The sequence below is a fragment of the Hydrogenophaga sp. BPS33 genome (genome assembly GCF_009859475.1).
Taxonomy (GTDB): domain Bacteria; phylum Pseudomonadota; class Gammaproteobacteria; order Burkholderiales; family Burkholderiaceae_C; genus Hydrogenophaga.
The window spans coordinates 4,947,359-4,967,694 of sequence record NZ_CP044549.1 but is presented as its reverse complement, the minus strand read 5'-3'; the positions used below and the strand labels follow the sequence as shown (position 1 = coordinate 4,967,694).

Annotated in this window: 16 protein-coding genes; 14 read left to right on the top strand and 2 right to left on the bottom strand. The window is 64.0% G+C overall.

The window, feature by feature from the left end:
- Window positions 1-73: 73 nt before the first annotated feature.
- From F9K07_RS22860 to F9K07_RS22820, 9 genes are all read left to right on the top strand, one after another.
- Window positions 74-2,692: a LuxR C-terminal-related transcriptional regulator gene (locus F9K07_RS22860; RefSeq protein WP_159595602.1), complete on the top strand. Its 2,619-nt coding sequence runs from the start codon at window positions 74-76 to the stop codon at window positions 2,690-2,692.
- Window positions 2,693-2,821: 129 nt separating this feature from the next.
- Window positions 2,822-3,688, top strand: a complete 867-nt coding sequence (locus F9K07_RS22855; protein WP_159595601.1) for an enoyl-CoA hydratase/isomerase family protein — start codon at window positions 2,822-2,824, stop codon at window positions 3,686-3,688.
- An 18-nt stretch (window positions 3,689-3,706) separates the two neighbouring features.
- Window positions 3,707-4,669 carry a Bug family tripartite tricarboxylate transporter substrate binding protein gene (locus F9K07_RS22850; protein ID WP_159595600.1) on the top strand — a complete coding sequence of 321 codons (963 nt, stop codon included), beginning with the start codon at window positions 3,707-3,709 and terminating at the stop codon, window positions 4,667-4,669.
- Between the two features lie 3 nt (window positions 4,670-4,672).
- The gene (locus F9K07_RS22845) at window positions 4,673-5,524 is read left to right on the top strand and encodes an enoyl-CoA hydratase (protein ID WP_159595599.1); all 852 of its coding nucleotides are present in this window, start codon (window positions 4,673-4,675) and stop codon (window positions 5,522-5,524) included.
- Window positions 5,525-5,530: 6 nt separating this feature from the next.
- On the top strand, window positions 5,531-6,688 hold the full coding sequence (locus F9K07_RS22840) for an acyl-CoA dehydrogenase family protein (RefSeq protein WP_159595598.1): 1,158 nt from the start codon (window positions 5,531-5,533) through the stop codon (window positions 6,686-6,688).
- A complete protein-coding gene (locus F9K07_RS22835) occupies window positions 6,685-7,881 on the top strand; it encodes an acyl-CoA dehydrogenase family protein (protein WP_159595597.1) in 1,197 nt (398 codons plus the stop codon). The genes F9K07_RS22840 and F9K07_RS22835 overlap by 4 nt, the downstream gene beginning before the upstream one ends.
- Window positions 7,882-7,902: 21 nt before the next feature.
- A complete protein-coding gene (locus F9K07_RS22830; RefSeq protein ID WP_159595596.1) occupies window positions 7,903-10,023 on the top strand; it encodes an acetate--CoA ligase family protein in 2,121 nt (706 codons plus the stop codon).
- Window positions 10,024-10,131: 108 nt separating this feature from the next.
- Window positions 10,132-11,406, top strand: coding sequence for a sulfite dehydrogenase (soxC, locus tag F9K07_RS22825; protein WP_159595595.1), 1,275 nt, complete (start codon window positions 10,132-10,134; stop codon window positions 11,404-11,406).
- Window positions 11,393-11,980: a c-type cytochrome gene (locus F9K07_RS22820; protein ID WP_159595594.1), complete on the top strand. Its 588-nt coding sequence runs from the start codon at window positions 11,393-11,395 to the stop codon at window positions 11,978-11,980. Before soxC ends, F9K07_RS22820 begins: the two co-directional genes overlap by 14 nt.
- 30 nt (window positions 11,981-12,010) lie before the next feature.
- Here the strand turns inward: F9K07_RS22820 and F9K07_RS22815 are convergent, their stop codons facing one another.
- A complete protein-coding gene (locus F9K07_RS22815) occupies window positions 12,011-13,381 on the bottom strand; it encodes a Fic family protein (protein ID WP_236581449.1) in 1,371 nt (456 codons plus the stop codon).
- A 411-nt stretch (window positions 13,382-13,792) separates the two neighbouring features.
- Here F9K07_RS22815 and F9K07_RS22810 point away from each other — a divergent pair, with 411 nt between their 5' ends.
- The 4 genes from F9K07_RS22810 (at window position 13,793) to F9K07_RS22795 (ending at window position 18,171) form a co-directional block, all read left to right on the top strand.
- A complete protein-coding gene (locus F9K07_RS22810; protein ID WP_159595592.1) occupies window positions 13,793-14,254 on the top strand; it encodes a YybH family protein in 462 nt (153 codons plus the stop codon).
- Between the two features lie 310 nt (window positions 14,255-14,564).
- Window positions 14,565-15,323, top strand: a complete 759-nt coding sequence (locus F9K07_RS22805; protein WP_159595591.1) for an enoyl-CoA hydratase-related protein — start codon at window positions 14,565-14,567, stop codon at window positions 15,321-15,323.
- 35 nt (window positions 15,324-15,358) lie between these two features.
- Window positions 15,359-17,173 (top strand): acyclic terpene utilization AtuA family protein, encoded by a 1,815-nt coding sequence (locus tag F9K07_RS22800; protein WP_159595590.1) that lies wholly within the window; start codon window positions 15,359-15,361, stop codon window positions 17,171-17,173.
- Between the two features lie 23 nt (window positions 17,174-17,196).
- Complete coding sequence (locus tag F9K07_RS22795; RefSeq protein ID WP_159595589.1) at window positions 17,197-18,171, top strand: Bug family tripartite tricarboxylate transporter substrate binding protein; 975 nt, start codon at window positions 17,197-17,199, stop codon at window positions 18,169-18,171.
- Window positions 18,172-18,210: 39 nt separating this feature from the next.
- On the opposite strand, the gene F9K07_RS22790 is transcribed toward F9K07_RS22795, so the two are convergent.
- Window positions 18,211-19,023, bottom strand: a complete 813-nt coding sequence (locus F9K07_RS22790; protein ID WP_159595588.1) for an IclR family transcriptional regulator — start codon at window positions 19,021-19,023, stop codon at window positions 18,211-18,213.
- Window positions 19,024-19,108: 85 nt separating this feature from the next.
- Here F9K07_RS22790 and F9K07_RS22785 point away from each other — a divergent pair, with 85 nt between their 5' ends.
- Complete coding sequence (locus tag F9K07_RS22785; protein ID WP_159595587.1) at window positions 19,109-20,329, top strand: CaiB/BaiF CoA transferase family protein; 1,221 nt, start codon at window positions 19,109-19,111, stop codon at window positions 20,327-20,329.
- The last annotated feature ends 7 nt before the right edge of the window (window positions 20,330-20,336 follow it).

Here is a 20,336-nt window from a genome sequence, read left to right as displayed (position 1 = left end):
TTGAGGCCATGAAGCACCACGGGAACTAGAATGCTCCGGCGCTCAGCGAGGCGTGTCGAATCAAGGAGCGTGTGTGCACAAGCCGTCTCTCGCGCTGAAGGTCATTGCACCCAAGATCCGAAGAGGGTTCGTCTTTCGCTTGCGGTTGGAGAAGTTCTTTAGGCTTCACGACGAGACCCGGGTGCTGCTCGTGGAAGCCCCTGCCGGGTTTGGCAAGACCGTGTTGTTGGCGCAATGGCGGCGCGCGGCCATGGCCGCAGGTGCGCCGGTCGCTTGGGTGACGCTGGCCGAACGGGACACCGCCCTGGATGTGGTCGAGGCCATTGCCCTGGCCATCCAACAGGCGACGGGGCGCCACCGTTTTGCGTTTGACGCGCTGGCCTCGAGCGAAGCCCTCGAGCATGCCGATGGCGCTGTGTCCCACCTCGCGGCCGAGTGGGCGGCTCTCGCGAATCCTCCCTTGCTCGTGCTGGACGACTTCGAGCGCGTCACAGACGCGCGCGCCCAGGCGGTCTTGCTCCAGTTGGTCCGGCAACTCCCAGACCATTGCAGGTTGCTGGTCGGCACCCGCCCTCTGCAGGAACGCGATTGGGTGGCAGACCTGCAGTCCTATGGCCATCTGGCTCAGCTCACGCAGAAGGACCTTGCCTTCACGCTGGAGGAATCCTTCGAATTCCTTTGCGCCCAGTGCCCGCAATATGTCGACTCCAATCTGTTCGCCCGGCTTCACCGGCTCACGGAAGGCTGGCCCGTCGGATTGGAGATCGCGGCCGCGCGTCTGAAGGTGGCCCCACCGCACGAGGCCGCCCTGATGGATGCGCAGACGCAGGCACAAGGTGCCAGTGCGTTTCTCCTCAAGAAGGCCACGGCCAATCTGTCTCCACGTGCGCGGCAGTTTCTGCTGGAGGTGTCCTTGCTGGATCACTTCTGCGTTTCCCTGTGCGCGGCCATCGACGATCAACCCGACGTGGCGACCGTGATCGACGAATTGCGCGCGGGCTCCGGCCTCCTGATAGAGGGTGAGGGAAGTGAGTGGTTCCGGCTGCACCAGTTGGCGTTGGAGCCGCTGCGCAAGGAGGCGCATGGACTGCCGGCCGTCCGGTTGCGCCACTGGCACGCGAGGGCGGCGCGGTGGTTCGCCGACCGCGGGTACTGGGATGCGGCAGCCCATCACGCGTTCGCGGCCCCCGACCAGGCACTGGCGATCGAGTGCGTGAAGAACGGCATTCTTGCCACCCACCGCGCAGGCAAGTTGGAGCTTGTCTCCGACTGGCTGGAACGGCTTCCCGAATCCGAGGTGATGCAATCGGTCGACCTGCGCTTGTCGGTCGCCCGCAGTTGGGCCGTGGCGGGGGGCGGCGAGCGGGCCAGGTGCCTGGTGGCGGACCTGTTGTCGCATGGCTGCGAATCGATCCGGTACAAGGCCGCGCTCGTCTGTGGCAGTGCCGCTGTCCATGCCGACGATCCCGATGCGGCGCAGCACTGCATCGCGCCGTGGCCTCTGGAGCCACCCACCGACGACGTGGCCTGGCGCCTGCCGTTCTTCAGCATGCGCCACTGGCTGGACGAGACCTCCGGCCGTCATGGGCCGCTGGGCAGTGCTGCCACGTGGCCTGTGTCCTTCACCGGGACGGGCGAGGCCGCCTTGACCGAGGCCTTGGCGCACCAACTCAAGGCGGTGGGCTACCTGAACGAGGGACAGCCCGTTCTCGCGCTGGAACTGTTGTCGCCGGTGCTCGCATGGGTGGAGGAACTGCTGGGTCGCCGAAGCGGCCCGGCGGTGCTGCTGGGCGGGACGATGGCGTTCGCCGCGTGCGAACTCGGCGATGCCGCGCGCGCCCGCTTGCTCCTGGCCGACCGGCATGACCTGATCGATCCCGGGCTGCTGCCGGGGGGCTGCGCGTTGGCCACGGTCGCTGCCGCCACCCTGGCGCGGGTCGATGGACAGGAACATCGCGCACTCAGCATCCTGGAAACCTTTCGCAAGCGTGCCGCGGCCCGAGCGCTCACGCGCAACGAAGCCGTGGCCCTGGGTGAACTGATCCGGTTGCACGCGGTTGCAGGGCGTTCCACCACCGTCGAAGCCCTGTTGAACGAGTTGCTGCAGGTGAGCGAACGGCCGGCGGCGCGTGGTCTGTGCGAGGGCGATGTCGTGTTGCAGTTGCACCTTGCGCAAGCGCGCGGGGCGATGCTGCGTAGGCATTGGAAGTCCGCGCACCGCTCGGCGCAGCAGGCCACGGAACGCGCCCAGCACATGGGCAGGCGCCGTGTCGAACTGGAGGCGCGCCTTGTGCGGGCGGCGATCGCCTGGCACGAATCGGGCACGGTCGAGGCCGATCTCGCCGACGCGGCCAGCTCTGCGGTGTCCTTGAAACTGCAGCGGTTGTTGCTGGAGGTGGACCCGGTGCTGGAGCCATTCCTGTCCGCTCAGACCTCACCAGCACCTGCTGCGTCGGCCCAGACACCGATGGCGCAAGCGCTCCCCAGGCAGGCCGCCACGCTGCTGACGCAACGTGAGCAGGAGGTCCTCACGCTCCTGGCAAAGGGCATGAGCAACAAGGAGATTGCGAATTGCCTTGAGCTGGGGGACGGGACGGTGAAATGGCACGTCAAGAACCTGTTCACCAAACTGGAGGCGGGCGATCGCCGCACGGCGGTGGGGCGCGCCAGGCGGCTGGGGTTGATCGAGTAAGCGAACCCCGCGTGCCCTCCCTCACCCCTCCCGCCATGGGAGGGGCGGGCCCGGCGCCCTCTACCTATATTTCGGGCCGTGATGCGGCGCGAACCCAGACGCCGCAACGTCCATCCAGGAGTTCCGGCCATGTCATTGACGAGTTTTGTTCCTCACATTCCTTTGGAGGAATACAGCGAGAGGTTGAAAGAGCACTTTGTGATGCGCCGCGAGAACGGCATCCTGGAAGTCCGCTTCCATACCCTGGGCAAGGAGGCGCTCTGGGGTTTCGAACTGCACCGTGCCCTGCCTCAGATGTTCCAGTACGTAGGCCAGGACCCGGAGAACGAATGCATGATCCTAACGGGGACCGGCGACCACTGGATCAAGACGGGCGATGGCGCCAGCTTCAAAGCCGTCGAGGACGATCCGGAGACACGGGTCAACTCGATCTACGACCTCTGGTATGTCGACGGCACCCGCCTGGTCGAGAACGTGCTTTGGGGGCGCAACTTCCCCATCATCTCCGTGATCAACGGGCCGGGATTCCACACCGAATTCGGCCTGCTGTGCGACCTCACGATCGCCGCCGACGATACGCTGTTCTGGGAACGGCACTACTGTGGAGGCATGGCGCCTGGCGATGGACAGTTTCTGGTGTACCAGCAGCTGCTTGGGACCAAGCGCGCCGCGCATGCGATGTACACGCGTTACCAGGGCATTCCCGCCAATGAAGCGCTGGAGTGGGGCCTGATCAACGAGGTCCATCCGCGCGAGAAGCTGTTGCCCCGTGCATGGGAGTTGGCGCATCTCATCCTGCAGCAGGACCGCATCGTGCGCCGCATGACGGTGGAGATCGTGCGCCGTCCGTGGAAGCGCCTGATGACCGACGACTTCGCCATGCACTTCGCCCACGAATGCTTCGCCGCGGCCGTGCACAAGTCGGACCACGCGGAGAACTACGAACGCTACAAGAAGGACTGGGGAGCCGGTGTCGAGAAGTCTGTAGATCGCTGAACGTCTGAGGAGACAACCATGAGAGCTTTGAAATTCAAGATGGCCATTGCCGGCGCCGCTGTGGCAATGGCTGCATCGCTGGCGCACGCGGAGTATCCCGAGCGGCCGCTGCGCATCTATGTCGCCACGGCCGCCGGTGGCGGGGCCGACCTGGTCATCCGCGCGATTGCTGAAAAAGCGCAGCAGTTCCTGGGACAGCCCATCGTGATCGAAAACCGCACCGGCGGCGCGGCAGGCTCCGTGGCCACTCAGGCGCTGCTCGCTTCACCGCCCGATGGCTACGCCGCTGTGTACCAAACCACCACCATGGCGATCCTGCCGTCGTTGACGAAGTTGCCCTTCGACCCGGAGGAACTGGTCCCGGTGATCCGCACGGGCAGTTCACCCTACGCCATCGTGGTCGCGTCGAACTTCCCGGCCAAGAATTTCGATGAGTTCGTGGCGTATGCGAAGAGCCGTCCGGGCAAGCTCAACTGCTCCACCATCGGAGTCGGCTCGGCACCGCACCTTGCATTGGAGTTGCTGTTGAAAGAGGCGAACATCGATATCGTGCACGTGCCCTACCGAGGCTTCGCGCTGGCCTACCCCGACTTGCGCACCGGACGTATCGACTGCAGCATCGAGCCTCCGCTGTCGCTCACGAACTATGTGCGCTCAGGAGACTTGCGTGCCCTTGGTGTCACGCAAAAGATGCCCGCAGCCGAGGTCCCCGATGCGTTCCCCATCGCGACGAAATATCCCGGCGTGGACGTGCAAGGCTGGGGCGGCATCTTCGTGTCGAAGAAGGTGCCCAAGGCCGTGGTGGATCGCCTGCATGCCGACCTGGCCAAGGCGATCCGCGACCCTGCTGTCGCCAAGCGGCTCGTGGAGTTGGGCGTTCAGTCGGACGCCGAGCCGGCCGAGGTCTTTGCCGCCACCATCGAAGCCGACCGCAAGCGCTATGCCGACATCGTGAAGGCCCGCAACATCAAGTTGCCCTGAACCATGAGCACCGAAAACTTTTCCACGCTCCGTTACGAACTCGCGGCGCCAGGTGTCGCCCGCGTGGTGATGGACCGGCCCAGCCACCGCAATGCGCAGAACGTGCAGATGTCGTACGAACTCAGCGAGGCATTCGACCGTGCGGTGCAGGACGATGAGGTGAAAGTCATCGTTCTGGCCGCGAGCGACCCGCACTTCTCCGCAGGGCACGACCTGAGCGGCGACGGTGCCGTTCGCCTGGGCGAGACGCAGCCCGCGATCGGCACCTGGGGCGGGTTCAAGAAGCCCGGTGTAGAAGGCCGCTATGCGCGTGAGCAGGAGATCTTTCTGCAGAACACCCGCCGTTGGCGCAACCTTTCGAAGCCGACCATCGCGGCCGTTCAGGGCAAGTGCATCGCCGGTGGCCTGATGCTGGCGTGGATCTGCGATCTGATCGTGGCCAGCGACGATGCCGTGTTCTCCGACCCGACGGTCGCCATGGGGGTGTGCGGCGTCGAATGGTTCGCCCATCCATGGGAACTCGGACCGCGCAAGGCCAAGGAATTCCTGTTCACGGCCGACAGCTGGACCGCCGAGGAGGCTCACCGTCTGGGCATGGTCAACCGCGTGGTGCCGCGCGCCGAGCTGCAAGACCATGTGCTGGCGCTGGCGCAGCAGATCGCGCGCAAGCCGGCTTTCTCACTGCAGATCACCAAGCAGGCGGTCAATAGCGCCGTGGACCAGATGGGGCAGCAGCAGGCCATCGACCAGGCGTTCGTGCTGCACCAACTGGGTCACGCCAACAACATGCTGAAGTTCGGCTCGATCATCGATCCCAGCGGCATGCCTTCGGCCATCAAGAAAAGCGTGTACTGAGGCAGCATGGACTTCGCACTGGATGAGGAGCAGCGGCTGCTGCAGGACAGCGTTCGGCGGTATGTGGACACACGCTATACCTTCGATCGCAGACGACAGATCGAAGCCTCGCCGAGCGGCTGGAGCCAGGAGGTCTGGACGGACTTCGCCGACTTCGGCTGGCTCGCGCTGCCACTGCCGGCAGAGGAGGGCGGGCTCGGTGGAAGCCTGGTCGATGTCGCGGTCTTGACCGAGCAGTTCGGCCGCACGCTGGTGTTGGAGCCGTACGTGTCGACCGTGATCCTGGGGGGTGGTCTGCTGGCAACCCTCGGTGATCCGACGCAGCGTCGGACATGGTTGCCTCGGATCGCGGGCGGTGAACTCCGGCTGGCGTTCGCACACGCGGAACCGAACACCCGGCACCAGATGCATTGCGTGGAAGCCCGTGCGACGCGGGTCGATGGCGGATGGCGCCTGCACGGTGCCAAGAAGACCGTCCTGGATGCCATGGCAGCCCATGCGCTGCTGGTGTCCGCGCGGATCGACGGAGCTGCGGACGATGCCCAGGGCATCGGCGTGTTTGTGGTGCCGAGACCGCAGCAGGGGCTGGTGGAGAAAGCCTTCATCACGGTCGAAGGGCGCCGCGCTTGCCACCTGAGCCTGGAAGGCGTTGTCGTGGACGACAACGCCCGTCTGCGCGGTGCGAGTGACGCCGGGATGGCCATCGACACGTGTTGCGACCAGGCCCGCATCGTCTGCACGGCCGATGCCGTCGGCTGCATGGACGCGTTGTTGGCCGCGACCGTGGCGTACACCCGCACGCGCGTGCAGTTTGGCCAGCCGTTGGCGTCGTACCAGGTGCTTCGCCATCGCATGGCGGACATGTCCGTTGCCTGTGAGGAAGCGCGCTCGATGCTGCTGCACGCCTTGCTGATGGCAGCGGCTTCGCCACCCGACCGCGCTCGCGCGGTGTCGGCCGCGATGCACAAGGTGGTGCGCTGCGCACGCTTTGTCGCCGAGCAGGCGGTGCAACTTCACGGTGCCATGGGTGTGACTGACGAGGTGACGGTGGGCGCCTGGCTCAAGCGCTTGCTGGCCTACGAGTCGCAGCATGGGACGCTCTCCTACCATGCCCAGCGCCACGCGCGTCTGAGCGATTGGGCTCTTCAAGGAGCCGCCGCATGAACCTCGAATATTCTGCTGACGAGTTGGCCTTCCGGGACGAGGTGCGCGCATTTCTGGACGCCCACCTCACCGAGGACATGCGGGCCGGTCAACGCACCACGACGACCGTGATCACCGAGCCCGAGGTGAACCTGCCTTGGCACCGCATCCTGTTTCGCCAGGGATGGGTGGCACCTGCGTGGCCGAGGGAATATGGCGGCACGGGCTGGACGCCCACCCAACGCTACATCTTCGAGAACGAAAGTGCCATTGCCGGCGCGCCCGTGCTCTCACCCTCAGGGCTGAAGATGGTGGGGCCCGTGCTGATGGGCTTCGGATCCGAGGAACAGAAGCGCTTCTACCTGCCCCGCATCCTGTCTGGCGAGGACACGTGGTGCCAAGGCTATTCGGAGCCCGGTGCAGGTTCGGACCTGGCCTCGCTCAAGACGCGGGCGGTGCGCTCGGGCGACCACTACATCGTGAATGGCACCAAGATATGGACCACGTTGGCGCACAAGGCCAACCGGATGTTCGCCCTGGTTAGAACCGATGACGCGGGACGCAAGCAGGAGGGCATCAGCTTTCTGCTGATCGACATGGACACGCCCGGGATCACGGTGCGCCCGATCCAGACGATTGGCGGGGACCACGAGGTCAACCAGGTGTTCTTCGACGATGTCCGGGTGCCACAGTCCCATCGGGTGGGCGCCGAAGGCGAGGGCTGGCGAACGGGGAAGTACCTGCTGGAGTTCGAACGCGGTGGCGGACCGGCCGCAAGCAAGATCCTTTATGCGCTGCGCCAGATCGTGCGCGAGGCGCGAGAAGCGCACGGTGGCGAGGCCCTGCAGGACCCTGCCATCGCCGCGGCCATCACGGAGGCGTCGATCGACATCGAGGCGCTGAACATGACGGAGTTGCGCCTCATGACGGCGCTTCAGGCGGGCCAGAATCCGGGGCCGATGTCGTCCTTGCTCAAGCTGCGCGTGAGCCAGCTGCACCAGCAGGTGGCAAGGATCGGCGTCATGGTGTTGGGCGACGACGCCTTGCCATGGGAGGCCCAGCGACCGCTGCACCCGCTGGACCACGAACCGGCGACGAACCTGGCAGTGGTTCCGCTGGTCTCCAGATACCTCAACACCCGCGCGTACACGATCTTTGGCGGATCCGCGGAAATCCAGCACGAGATCATCGCCCGCGCGGTGTGTGGTGCTTGAACGCCGACCTTTGCTCGCACCATGCACTCCATTGACCTCCTCCTGGCGCCGCGATCCGTCGTGCTCGTGGGCGCAAGCCCGGTGATGACACGCACGGGCGGTATTCCCGTCGAGACTTACCTCTCGGGCGGCAACCCGGCCATTCCCTTCTTCCTCGTGAATCCCAAGCATTCGGACATTGGCGGCATACGCTGCTATCCCTCTGTGGCCGAACTCCCCGTGGCGCCGGACCTCGCCGTCCTGGCCATTCGTGCCGAAGAGGTGCTGCCGACCTTGCAGCAGTGCCATCAGCGGGGCATTCCCGCCGCGGTGATCTTTGCCTCGGGTTTTGCCGAGGAGCGCACGCCGCAGGCAGAAGAACGCCAGCGCCGCATCGAACAGTTTGCGCGCGACTCCGGCATGCGCCTGGAAGGTCCCAACTGCCTGGGCCACGCCAATTTCAAGAGCCGCGTCTTCCCCAGCTTCCTGCGCAAGCTCGATGCGTACCAACCGGGGCCCGTGGCGATCGTCACGCAGAGCGGAAACATGGCGGCGGTGCTCATGCGCTCGGTGCACCAGGCCGGCTTGGGCATGTCTTACATGGTGAACACCGGCAACGAGGCCAGCACCGGCCTGGCGGAGTACCTTGAGTACTTCGCCGAAGACCCGGCGACCGAGCTGGTCCTGGGTTATGTGGAGCAGGTTCGTGACTGGCCGCGCTTCGCCCGGGCGGCGCGGCGGTTGCGAGAGCTCGGCAAGGCCTTGTTCCTGATCAAGGCCGGCTCCTCCGAGAAGGGCGCTGAAGCCACAGCGTCCCACACCGCCGCTATGGCAGGCAGTGCGGCGGCGTATGCAGCGGCCTTCCAACAACTCGGCATCGGCGTGTCATCGGATCCCGCCCGTCTGGTGGACCTGGCGTCTTTGTGGAAGCTGGGCCGGCGACCCTCGCGGTCCAGGGTTTGCGTGGTGTCGCTGTCGGGCGCGGTGTGCGCCTTGATGGCCGATGCCTTCGCCATGGAAGGTGTCTCCATTCCCTCGTTCGGACTCGAAGCACAACGCGAGATGCGTGCGGTCATTCCTGCCTACGGCATGGTGTCGAACCCGGTGGACTTGACCGGGCAGGTGACCAACGACACCCACAACCTGGGGCGTGTGCTCGATGCCCTGGTGTCGTATGACGATGTCGACGCCGTGGTGTTCTACGTGATGGGCCACTACCTGGACCAGATGGCCGCCCAACTGGTCGCGCTGGCGCAGCGCACGCGCAAGCTGCTGATCGTCGTGAACACCGCGCCGGCGGCGTGCGAGCAGGACCTGCGCGCTGCGGGCATTGCGGTGTTCGGTGACTTGAGCCGTGCGGTCGCGTCCACCGCAGCCTTCTTGCGGTGGTGTGTTCTGGACGCTGGCGATGCCTGGACACCTCGGTGGCGCGAGGGCGGCGAAACGCCGGACCACCCGGTGATCCTGAGGGCCAGGGCTGACGCACGAGCGCTGCTGGACGAAGCCGAGAGCAAGCAGCTGTTGGCGGCCGCAGGCCTGCCCGTGGTGAGCGAGCGCATGGCGCGCACGCCGCAAGAGGCTGCTCAGGCGCAGGCCGACTTCGCAGGGCCTGTCGCTGTGAAGGTGTTGAGTCCGGACATCCCGCACAAGTCGGACGTTGGCGGTGTGGTGCTGCAAGTGAAAGATGCCGATGCCGCACGGGCGGCGTTCGAGACGGTGATGGCCAACGCGCGCCAGCGGTGTCCGCAGGCACGGGTTGAAGGTGTGGTGGTGCAACCCATGGTCACCGGCGGCCAGGCGGTGTTGTTGGGCGCGACGCGCGACCCAGTGTTTGGCTGGATGCTGACGGCGGGCCTGGGTGGCGTGTTGACCGAGATCTACCGCGACGTGTCGCATCGCATTCTTCCCGTGGACGCGTCCATGGCCCGCGCCATGTTGCGCGAACTGCGTTGCCATCCGCTGCTGGATGGCTTTCGGGGCGCGCCGAAGGTGGACGAGCAAGCGCTCGTTGAACTGATGGTCTCGTTGTCGGATTTCCTGGAGATCCATGGGGACGCGCTTGCCGAGGTGGAGCTGAATCCGGTCATGGTGCTGCCAGCGCCTGGCGGGGTGGTGGCGGTGGACGCTTTGGTGCGCCTTCTGCCAGATCATCAACCTGGTTGATCATCGGGTCCATGCCGTCTATAGTGGGCCGCATGTGATGGCGAAGCGCTCGCCAGCGACCCTCGCGATACTGCCCATTTTTCGGTTCTCAACGCCAGGAGGTTTTTCATGGCTCACGACGGTTCCGCTAAACAGGTCGAACGTCTTTCGAGACGCAGTGTCCTCTGGCGATCCGCGGCGCTCACGGCCGCCACAGGCGGGTTTGCGTCGCAGGTGAACGCGCAGGGGACAACGGGCAATCTGCCGCCGAACAATGCGGAATGGACCACGCGGCCCGGGGGTCCGTTCCTCAATCCACCGTATGGCCAACCCTCTCCCTTTGAAAAGGGCGTGGTCCGCGTGCTCCCCAGCGCCCCCAACCCGTTTCCCACGGGGACCCGTACGCCCCTGGAAAAACTGCATGGCACCATCACGCCCAATGGCCTGTTCTTCGAGCGCCACCACGCGGGGGTGCCGGCCATCGATCCGGATCAGCACCGCCTGATGGTGCATGGGCTGGTCGACCGGCCGCTGCTGCTCGACATGAACGATCTGGTTCGCTTTCCTTCCGTCACGCGCATCCACTTCCTGGAGTGTTCGGGCAACAGCTCGTCGCAGTATGTTGGTCCGTCGGGACGCACCGCGCAGGAGATCCATGGTCTGGTGAGCTGCGCGCAGTGGACGGGCGTGCGGCTGGCCACCGTGCTGGCCGAGGCTGGCGTGAAGCCGCAAGGCAAGTGGATCCTCGCCGAGGGCGCAGACGCGGCCGCGATGACGCGCTCCATTCCCATGGAACTGGCCATGGCCGAGGGCATGCTGGTCTACGCGCAGAACGGCGAGAAGTTGCGGCCGGAGCAGGGCTATCCGCTGCGCCTCTTTCTGCCGGGTATCGAAGGCAACATGAGCATCAAGTGGCTGCGCCGCTTGAAGGTCGGCGATCAACCGTTCTACACACGCGAAGAAACGTCGAAGTACACCGATCTTTTGCCGGACGGCAGCGCGCTGGAGTTCAGCTTTCTCATGGATGCCAAGTCCGTCATCCTGTCGCCGTCGGGCACGCAGCGCGTTCAAAAAGGAACCTTCCACGAAATCAGCGGCATCGCCTGGTCCGGGCGAGGGCGCATCAAGGCAGTGGATGTGTCGGTGGACGGCGGGCGCACATGGCAGGAGGCCGCGTTGGAAGGCCCGGTGCTCAGCAAGGCGCTGACGCGCTTCAGGTTGCCGTGGCGCTGGGACGGTTCGCCCGTCGTGCTGCAAAGCCGCGCCATGGACGAGAGCGGGTATGTGCAGCCGACGCGCAAGGCGCTGGTCGCGGCCCGTGGATCGAGCTACGTCTACCACTACAACGCCATTCAAAGCTGGCGGGTTGCGGCTTCCGGGGAGGTGTCCAATGCGCACGCTTAACGTTCTGTGGATCGCTTGCGCCGCTGCAACGTTGGCCGCGGGGTGCGCCGTGCGGGCACCCGGCGTGGAGGCCAACAGCGGCCAGCCGCTGGGCATCGGACGCGCCCCCACGGCGCAGGAAATGCGCGGCTGGAACATCGACGTCAGGCCCGACGGCACTGGTTTGCCGGCAGGGTCGGGCAGCGTCGCGTTGGGCAAAACGGTGTACGACGCCAAATGCGCGGCATGCCACGGTGCGGATGGCAAAGGCGCGACGGCGCCCGCGCTGGCGGGCGGCGTCGGTTCGCTGGGCAGTGGCAAACCGGTGCGCACCATCGGCAGCTTCTGGCCTTACGCCACCACGGTGTATGACTACATCTACCGCGCCATGCCGTGGGACAAGCCCATGTCGCTCACCTCGGATGAGGTGTACGGCGTGACCGCCTACCTGCTGAGCCGCGACAAGGTGGTGCCCGACAACGCCGTGCTCGACGCAAAGTCCTTGGCGGCCGTGCGCATGCCGAACCGTGCGGGCTTCAAGCCGTCGGACGACCGAGCGAGACTGAGCGGGAACCGCTGCATGCGGGACTGTTGAGAAGCCTTCCGAACGCGCCGACTGGCAGGGTTACCGTTCATCTCGATGGCGGCCCTGCCAGGCTGAAAATTCCAGCGGTCGGATGCCGAACCGCACCGCATTGCCCGCATGCAGCGTCGAAAACTCGCCCAACACCAAGGCGGTGAAGTGCGCCTGCTCGGCCAGCGGTACCGAAGGAGGCATGCGGCTTTGCACCGCCTGTGCCGTGGCCGCTTCGCCTTGTTTCACGATCGCTGCGATCACCAGCGCCAATGCCTGCCGGTGGCGCAGGCGAAACATGTCGGGGAGCACCAGGTTCTGCTGGACCGCGACGTATTGCTGGCATGAGCGTTCGTAGGCCCGCACGAACACATCGCGCAAAAGCGCCACGCGGTTCAGTTCGTACACGCCCAACAAGGCGTCCACATAGGCCTTCTGCGGCACGTCGATGAAGGACAGCGGGCAGAGGTTGTGGCGTATGAACGGAATGTTGGCGGCCAGCCGCGACACGCGCTTGTTGACGTCCTCGAACGGCTGCAGGTAGGGCAGGTGGACCATCAGGAAGAACGCCTGTTCGAACGGGTCCGTGATCTCCGATGCCATCTGCACCACGATGCCAAACAGTTCCTCCAGCCGCTGAGGAAAGGCAAGGGGTAGATAGACGCTGCCGCCGATTTCCACAGCGCGGCGGCGGATGCGGCCAACGGCTGCGGGGTCTGCCATCAAGCCGTCCGACAGGAGCGCATGCAGTGCGATCAGAGCGTCGGTTTGCACGCGCGCCTGGTCCGGGGCGAGCACCAGATACTCGATCGCCTGCTTGTGGTTCAGGATCATCTGCGTTTCCAGCGCATTCTTGCCTTCCGCTGCCTGCCCGTGCTCGATCAGCCGCTCGGTGTCCAGGCGGCTGTAGGTATTGCCCTCCAAGTGGGACGACGCCCACGACAAGTCGATCAGCAACCGGTTGAGGATGTCTTTGGCGAAGGTGCCGGCTGGCGTCTGCGCGGCGGGCGAGCGGCCCATGGCATGCAACTGATCGCGCAAGGCCGGTGGCAGGTACGGCGTGTGGTTGGGGTGGTATTGCTCCAGAAAGGCCGTTTGATAACCCACCGGCTTGCGCAGGTGCCGTGGCTGCGAGACATAGGCGCGGATCTCTGCGCCCTCTGCAGAGACGGGTATGTCGTCTTGCCGGGGGGCAGGCTGCGGGGCTGGTTCAGCGATCTTGTAGTGGCCGGCCGCTTCGGGCCGACGGCGGTAGCGGGCCGTGCGCCGCTCGCCGATCATCTCGATGCGTTGCTGGGCCACGAGCAAGGCCAGCCGTCGCTGCAGCGTTCGTCGGGAATAGCGGTCGCCGAGTTGTTTTGCGATGGCCTCGATGCCCATGCCCAGAGATTCAGCCCCGACCTCGTCGACGAGTCGGTCCAACTCCCGTTGTGAGGTTGTGCGTGGCATGGATGCGGCCCGTGGTGGAGAAGGTTGCAAGATTGCGCCAAATAAAGTGGCGCAAAGCATTTTATGCGCCAAATAAACTGGCGCAAAGTGGATTTTTGCGACAAAAAAATGCCCGCTCACCGGTAAGCGAGCGGGCAATGACCCTTGATGGACAAGGAAAACAATGGCAACCGATCGGGACCAAACCTATGGTGCCGCGCGATTGGATGTCATCATACTGGATATTTAAACAGTATTTTGGCTATCGTGCTTGCGCCTGGTCAACGAGGGTCTGCGCCTGCATCACGGCCGTGGTGTCTGCACGATCATTGCGGACAAAAGAGCCGTCGTCCTACACGCGGCGGGCGGCTTGTTGCCCAACATGGAAACCGATTGGAGGACCGCATGACACCGACCTCACCATCCGCCGCCGCCGCCGACCGCGAAGCCGTGCTCGACGCCCTGCGCACCTACCTGGAAGCGATCGAGCGAAAGGACCCGGACGCCGCGATCCGCATGTTCGCGGAAGAAGCCGTCACCTTCGATTTCGCCCCGCCGCTGGAGAACCACTTCAATTCGTTGAGCGACCCCAGCGCCCTCGAAGAATGGTTCGAGACATGGGTGGGCCCTATCAGCACCGAAATCGGTTCGGCCAAGGTGATGGTCATGGGCAGTCTGGCGGTAGTCCATGGGCTGCAGCGTCTGCATGGGCGCAAGAAGAACGACGGCGATCTGTCCATGTGGTACCGGGCGACCTTCATCCTGTCCCGCCGTGAGGATGGTTGGCGCATCACCCACATGCACAACTCGGTGCCGATGGCGATGGATGGGTCTGGCAAGGCGCTCACCGAACTCAAGCCGGCGTGATCTCGCGTGGCGCCGGGGTCGCACCCAGTAGCAGGTGCCATATACGCGGGCACTGCGATGAAATGCCGATGAACGCGCCGTAGAGCGCCGCGAGGCTGACCGCGTAGCGCGCTTCTTGGAGCAACTGCGGTGCCATGACAAGGTGGGTACCGATGCGTCTTCGACGCGTAGCCACCTAACTCGTCTTTCGCCGCCTGCGTCTCCGATCAATCCACTCCCCTCATAGCTTGAGACGGCCTTCATAAGCCGAGTTTGACATTTCAAAAAATCGGAATGACAATCCGAATACGGAATTTGAAGCAAAAAAAGCATGAGTTCGCCACTTCTATATTCACAACAAGGTGCCGTTGTCACCATCACACTCAATCGCCCGGAAAAGCTCAACGCACTGAGCAGGGCAACCGTGGAGGCGCTGTTTGACGCGTGGAAGCGATTTGAGGGAGATCCCGCTGCGCAGGTGGCTATCCTGACGGGCGCAGGCAACAAGTCGTTCTGCGTGGGTCGTGATCTGAATGAACCAGCCGAAGGCCCCTTCACGCTGGAATCCCTGCCGATCCTGGACGTGAGCGTCACGGTGACGAAGCCCGTCATTGCCGCCGTCAACGGCCTCGCATTGGGCGGCGGCTTTCTGTTGGCGCAAATGTGTGACCTGATCGTCGCAGCCGAGCATGCGATCTTCTCGATCCCCGAGGCGCGACTGGGACGAGGCGCAGCGTGGGCAGCGCCCTTGCTGAAGATGTTGCCCCCGCGTGCGGTCACGGAGTTGCTGTTGACCGGGCGTCCCATGAGTTCGAGTCGTCTGCGCGAGCTGGGGTTCGTCAACGCGGTGACAAATGGCTCCGATCTGATGGACGCCGCCACGTCCATGGCCCTAGCCATCGCGGCAAACGCGCCGCTCTCGGTGCGCGCATGCCGAAAGATGGTTCGCATGGCTGGAGACCCTGACAACGAGCCGCAATCTCGGTCTGCCGTGGAGACCATGTTTGAACACGTCTACCTCAGCGAAGACGCGGAAGAAGGCGTCCGCGCATTTCGTGAAAAGCGAGCACCTAGCTGGAATGGCCGTTGAGGGCTATTGGCCATGCACTTACCACAAGGACTTCTATGAAACCCAAGCAATCTGTTCGCATTGGAGGCGGTTCCGGCTTTTGGGGAGACTCCCCCGCGGGCCCGCTACAACTCGTGCGGCACGGTGATATCGACTACTTGGTCCTCGACTACCTCGCGGAAATCACCATGTCCATTCTGGCGCGAGCCAAAGCGCAGAAACCCGGTCTCGGCTATGCCACGGATTTTGTCTCCACCGTGGTAGGGCCGTTGGCCAGTGAACTGGCGCGAAAGGGCATCAAGGTGATCGCCAACGCGGGTGGCTGTAACCCGAGTGCATGCTGCGAAGCGCTGCAAAAGGAACTGGCCCGACGCGGTGTCAAGCTGCGTGTGGCTGCTGTGATCGGCGACGATGTGTCGCACCTCATGGAGGCTTTGCGTGCCGAAGGCAGCACGCGAGAGATCTGGACTGGCGAGCCTTTGCCCGACGACGTGCTCACCGCGAATGCCTACACCGGTGCGTTCAGCATTGCCCGCGCCCTCGACGAAGGCGCGGACATCGTGGTGACTGGCCGGTGTGCGGACAGCGCGCTGGCGCTCGGGCCGCTGATACACACGTTTGGCTGGAAACCCGACGACTGGGACCGTCTAGCGGCCGGCTCGCTCGCGGGGCATGTCATCGAATGCGGTGTGCAGGCCACCGGCGGCTACGCCACCGATTGGAAGTTGGTGGCCAAGGACTGGGCTGACATGGGTTTCCCGATCGCGGTCTGCGAGGCCGATGGTTCTTTCACGATCACCAAACCACCCGGGACAGGTGGCATGGTGAACTTCGGAACAGTGGCAGAGCAGGTCACCTACGAAACTGGAGACCCCACCGCGTACATCCTGCCAGACGTGGTCTGCGACCTGTCTCAGGTACGCGTAGAAGAGATCGGCCCCGACGCGGTTCGGGTGAGCCAGGTGCGCGGCAAGCCCGCAACCCCCACATACAAGGTCTCTGCCACGGTGCCCGATGGCTTCCGCAGTCTGGCAACCCTGTTCGTGCGCGGCATGGAAGCTTCTGTCAAGGCGCGTGCGATGGGCGAGGCGATCCTGGTACGCACACGGAGGTTGATGAAGGAAGAGGGCGTGGAAGACTACACGCACACCTCCATCGAGGTCCTCGGCTCTGAAGAGGGATACGGAGCAGCCGCAACGCAGCGCGAGTGGCGAGAAGTTGTCCTCAAGATCGCGGTGCGGCACACGCGCAAGGAAGCATTGGAATATTTCAGCCGCGAGATTTTTCCGGCTGCTACGGCGATGGCGCAAGGCATTGGCGGCATCTTTGGTGGTCGACCCAAGATTCAACCCGTCATGCGTCTCTACTCCTTCCTGCTCGACAAGCGGCGCGTCCAGCAACAGGTGGAATTCGAGGGTCGGGTAATCCCGCTGGAACAGCCCGCAACGATCGATGTGGTATCGACCGCAACCACCGACCACTGCCCTTCGCATGTCCGAGGCGATGAACCCACCAACGCCTCCGGAGGCACACAACCCGTTCGCCTCATCGACCTGGCCTATGCGCGCAGTGGAGACAAGGGTGACACGTCCAACATTGCCGTGATCGCCCGCGATCCAAAGTACCTGCCTGTGCTCGCCGCACAACTCACTGCTGAAGCCGTGGCATCTCATTTGGCACACGTGGTTCAAGGTCGTGTGCAGCGCTTCGATTGGCCCGGCCTGCACGGATTCAACTTCCTCATGGAAGAGGCATTGGGCGGTGGCGGTGTGGCATCCCTTCGCTTCGACCCTCAGGGCAAATCGCACGCTCAGATGCTGTTGGAGTTTCCCCTCCATGTGCCTGCCAGTTGGTCGGTACAACGTCAATAACCGGAACCACGAAGGAGACAAAGATGAACCGAATTCGAAGAATCCTGCTGTCATGGGCTGCGATGTCCATGCTGTCCATGTCCGCTCTGGCGCAAAGCGACTTTCCCCGAAAACCCGTCACGCTGGTCAATCCCTATCCACCCGGAGGACTGGCGGACTCGACGGCCCGGCAACTGGCCCAACGTCTGTCCACGGTATGGGGGCAGTCCGTCGTCGTGGACACCAAGCCGGGAGCCGCTGGCAATCTCGCGGCGCAGGCGGTGATCAACGCGCCGGCCGATGGCTACACGTTGCTGTTCACCATTCCAGAGGCCTTGTCGATCACCAAGGCCTCCGGCGTGAAGGTGGGCTTCGACCCGGCGGCAGACTTGGAGCCGGTGGCGCTGGTGGCGTTGAGCACCACGGTGTTGATCGTGCCTGCGAACTCACCGCATGGCAGCTTCAAGGCCTTCATGGAGCACGCTGCCCAGCAACCTGGCACTCTGAATTTCGGAAGTCAGGGTCAGGGCAGTTCCTTCCATCTGGCCCTTGAGCAACTCAAGTTGTTGTCGAAGACGCAGATCACACACGTGCCATACAAGGGCGCGGCGGCGGCTTTGACCGATCTCACCGCAGGACGGATCGACGCGATGATCGCGACCACGCAACTCGCCTTGCCCAACGTGCAGGCCGGCCGTGTGCGCGTGTTGGCTGTCACCAGCGGGGAACGCCTCGCTCAGTTCCCGGGAGCGCCCACGATCGCCGAGTCTGGCTTCGCGGGCTTCGAGTATCCGGTTGGCCTGGGTGTCTTCGTACGCCACGGCACACCCGTCGGTCTCATTCAGAAGATCAATGCCGATGTTCGAAAGGTGATGAACGAGCCGTCGTTTGTGGAATTGCTGGCCAAGTCGGCCACCGTCACAACCGACCTGGGTGCGTCGGAATTCAAGTCGCGCTGGGTGCGTGAGACCAAGGGCTACTCGGATCTGATTCGCACATCGAACATCAAATTCGAGTGACACATCCGAATGACCAGGCTCTCCTGCTGCGAACGGCTGCTAAACGTCCCGTGGAGGGTACGCACCGGTGTACCCCAATATATGAGAGACGGCTTCCCCACATTCGATCACGGCCTGTTTCAAGCGAGGAATGTGCTCAACGAGCCGCGCTGTGGGGCCGGCGACATTCACCGCTCCCATGACTTGGCCCTGCTGATTGAAGTAGGGGGCCGCAATGCCGACGGCGGCCAGCACGGTGCCATCGACGGTCACGGCGCAACATGCCTCGCGCGCCTGGACCAAGGCTTTTCGCAGGTCTGCCGTGGTCGCCACGGTGTGGGGTGTGAAGCGTGTGAAATTCCCAGCTTTGAGATAGGCATCCCGCTCCGACTTGGGCATGAACGCCAACGTGGCCTGCCCCGTTGCAGACGCGTTGAGCGGCGTCTGTGTACCCACCTTCACCGTGAACCGCAGCGAGCTCTGCGCCTCCAGAACGTCGATGTAGACGACATGCTGGCGGTCGTCTGTAAGTGCCGAGAGGATCACGGTCTCACCACTGATACCCCCCAGTTTCTCAAGGGCAGGTTTGACCGAATCTGGAAATCTGCGAGCTTGAAGAATCGCATGACCGAGCTTGACCGACTCGGGGCCCAGGGAATAGCGCTCGTTCTCGAACACCACATAACCCTCGCGCTCCAGCCCTTTCATGATGGCGAAGAGGCTGGTGCGCGGCATGCCGAATTCGGCGACAAGCTCTGCCAGGCCCATGGAACGGCCGCCAAGCGCGAGGACTCGTACGACTTGAAGAACACGCGCGATGGCACGTGGAGGGGTGAAGCTGCGAGTGGTGCTTTCCGGATTTCTGGGTGGCATGGTTCAACGGCGATGAGCCGATCATCTGACATCAAGCATCTCTCGCAAGGAGAAATGTGCTCACGGATCTTACGGGAAGACTCTCATGTCCATTGAAGAAACGCAAACCTCGCGTCCGTTGACGGGCATCCGGATTCTTGACTTGTCCCGCGCACTTTCGGGCCCCTTTTGCACGATGACGCTGGGCGATCTGGGCGCGACCGTCATCAAGGTGGAGCCTTCCGAAAACGGCGATATGACGCGCCTCTGGGGGCCGTTCTCCGGCGGCCAGAGCGTGTATTACCTCAGCGCCAACCGAAGCAAGCAGAGCCTGTCGCTCGACTTTCGGCATGCCGACGCGATGCCCTTGTTGCGCCGTCTTGCGCTCGATAGCGATGTCGTCATTGAAAACTTCAAGCCCGGCGTGGCTGAAGCGATGGGATTGGGTGTTGATGTGCTGCGCCAATTGAACCCGCGTCTGATCTACGCCAGCATCTCCGGCTTTGGCAGCGAAGGACCGGCACGCGATGCCCCGGGGTTCGACCAGATCGCGCAAGGACATGGTGGCCTGATGGCGTTGACCGGTGCTGAAACGCCGACGCGCGTGGGCGTGGCCATTGCGGATATGACGGCCGGCCTTTGGACGGCGTTGGGTATCGTGGCTGCGCTTCGCCAGGCCGAGGCAACGGGCGTGGGCGAGCGGGTCGAGACCTCGCTGCTGGCCAGCATGGTCAGCATGCTGGGAGTGCAGGGACAGCGGTATCTAAGCGTGGGGGACGTTCCGAAACGCACTGGCAATGCCAACCCTGTGATTGCACCCTACGGTACCTTTGAAACGGCCGACGGCCCGATCAATCTTGCACCCGCGACCGAGGCCATGTGGCACAGCTTGTGTCACGAACTGGATCTCGATGCCCTGTGCGACGACCCGGACTACGCCACCAACGTGGACCGTGTGCGGCACCGCGATCGCTTGCATCGGGTTCTGGAGGAGCGGATGCGACAGCGACCGCGCGCCGAGTGGGTGAGGCGCTTTGTGAATGCGGGCATTCCGGCAGGCGTGATCAACGACGTCAGGCAGGTGTTCGAGGATGCCCAGGTCCAGCACTGCCAACTGGTGCGCCACGCGCACCACCCGGTCATCGGGCAAGTGCCGCACATGGCTATTCCCATTCGCATGGCGTCCGTGGATGTTCAGCAACCCGCATGCGCGCCTCCGCTGTTGGGCGAACACACGCAGGCCGTGCTCCGAAGCTATGGCTTTGGTCCTGAGGAGATCGCCGACCTCATCGCGCGGGGCGTGGTGACCCAGCACACCGCCGCTTGAAGTAGCC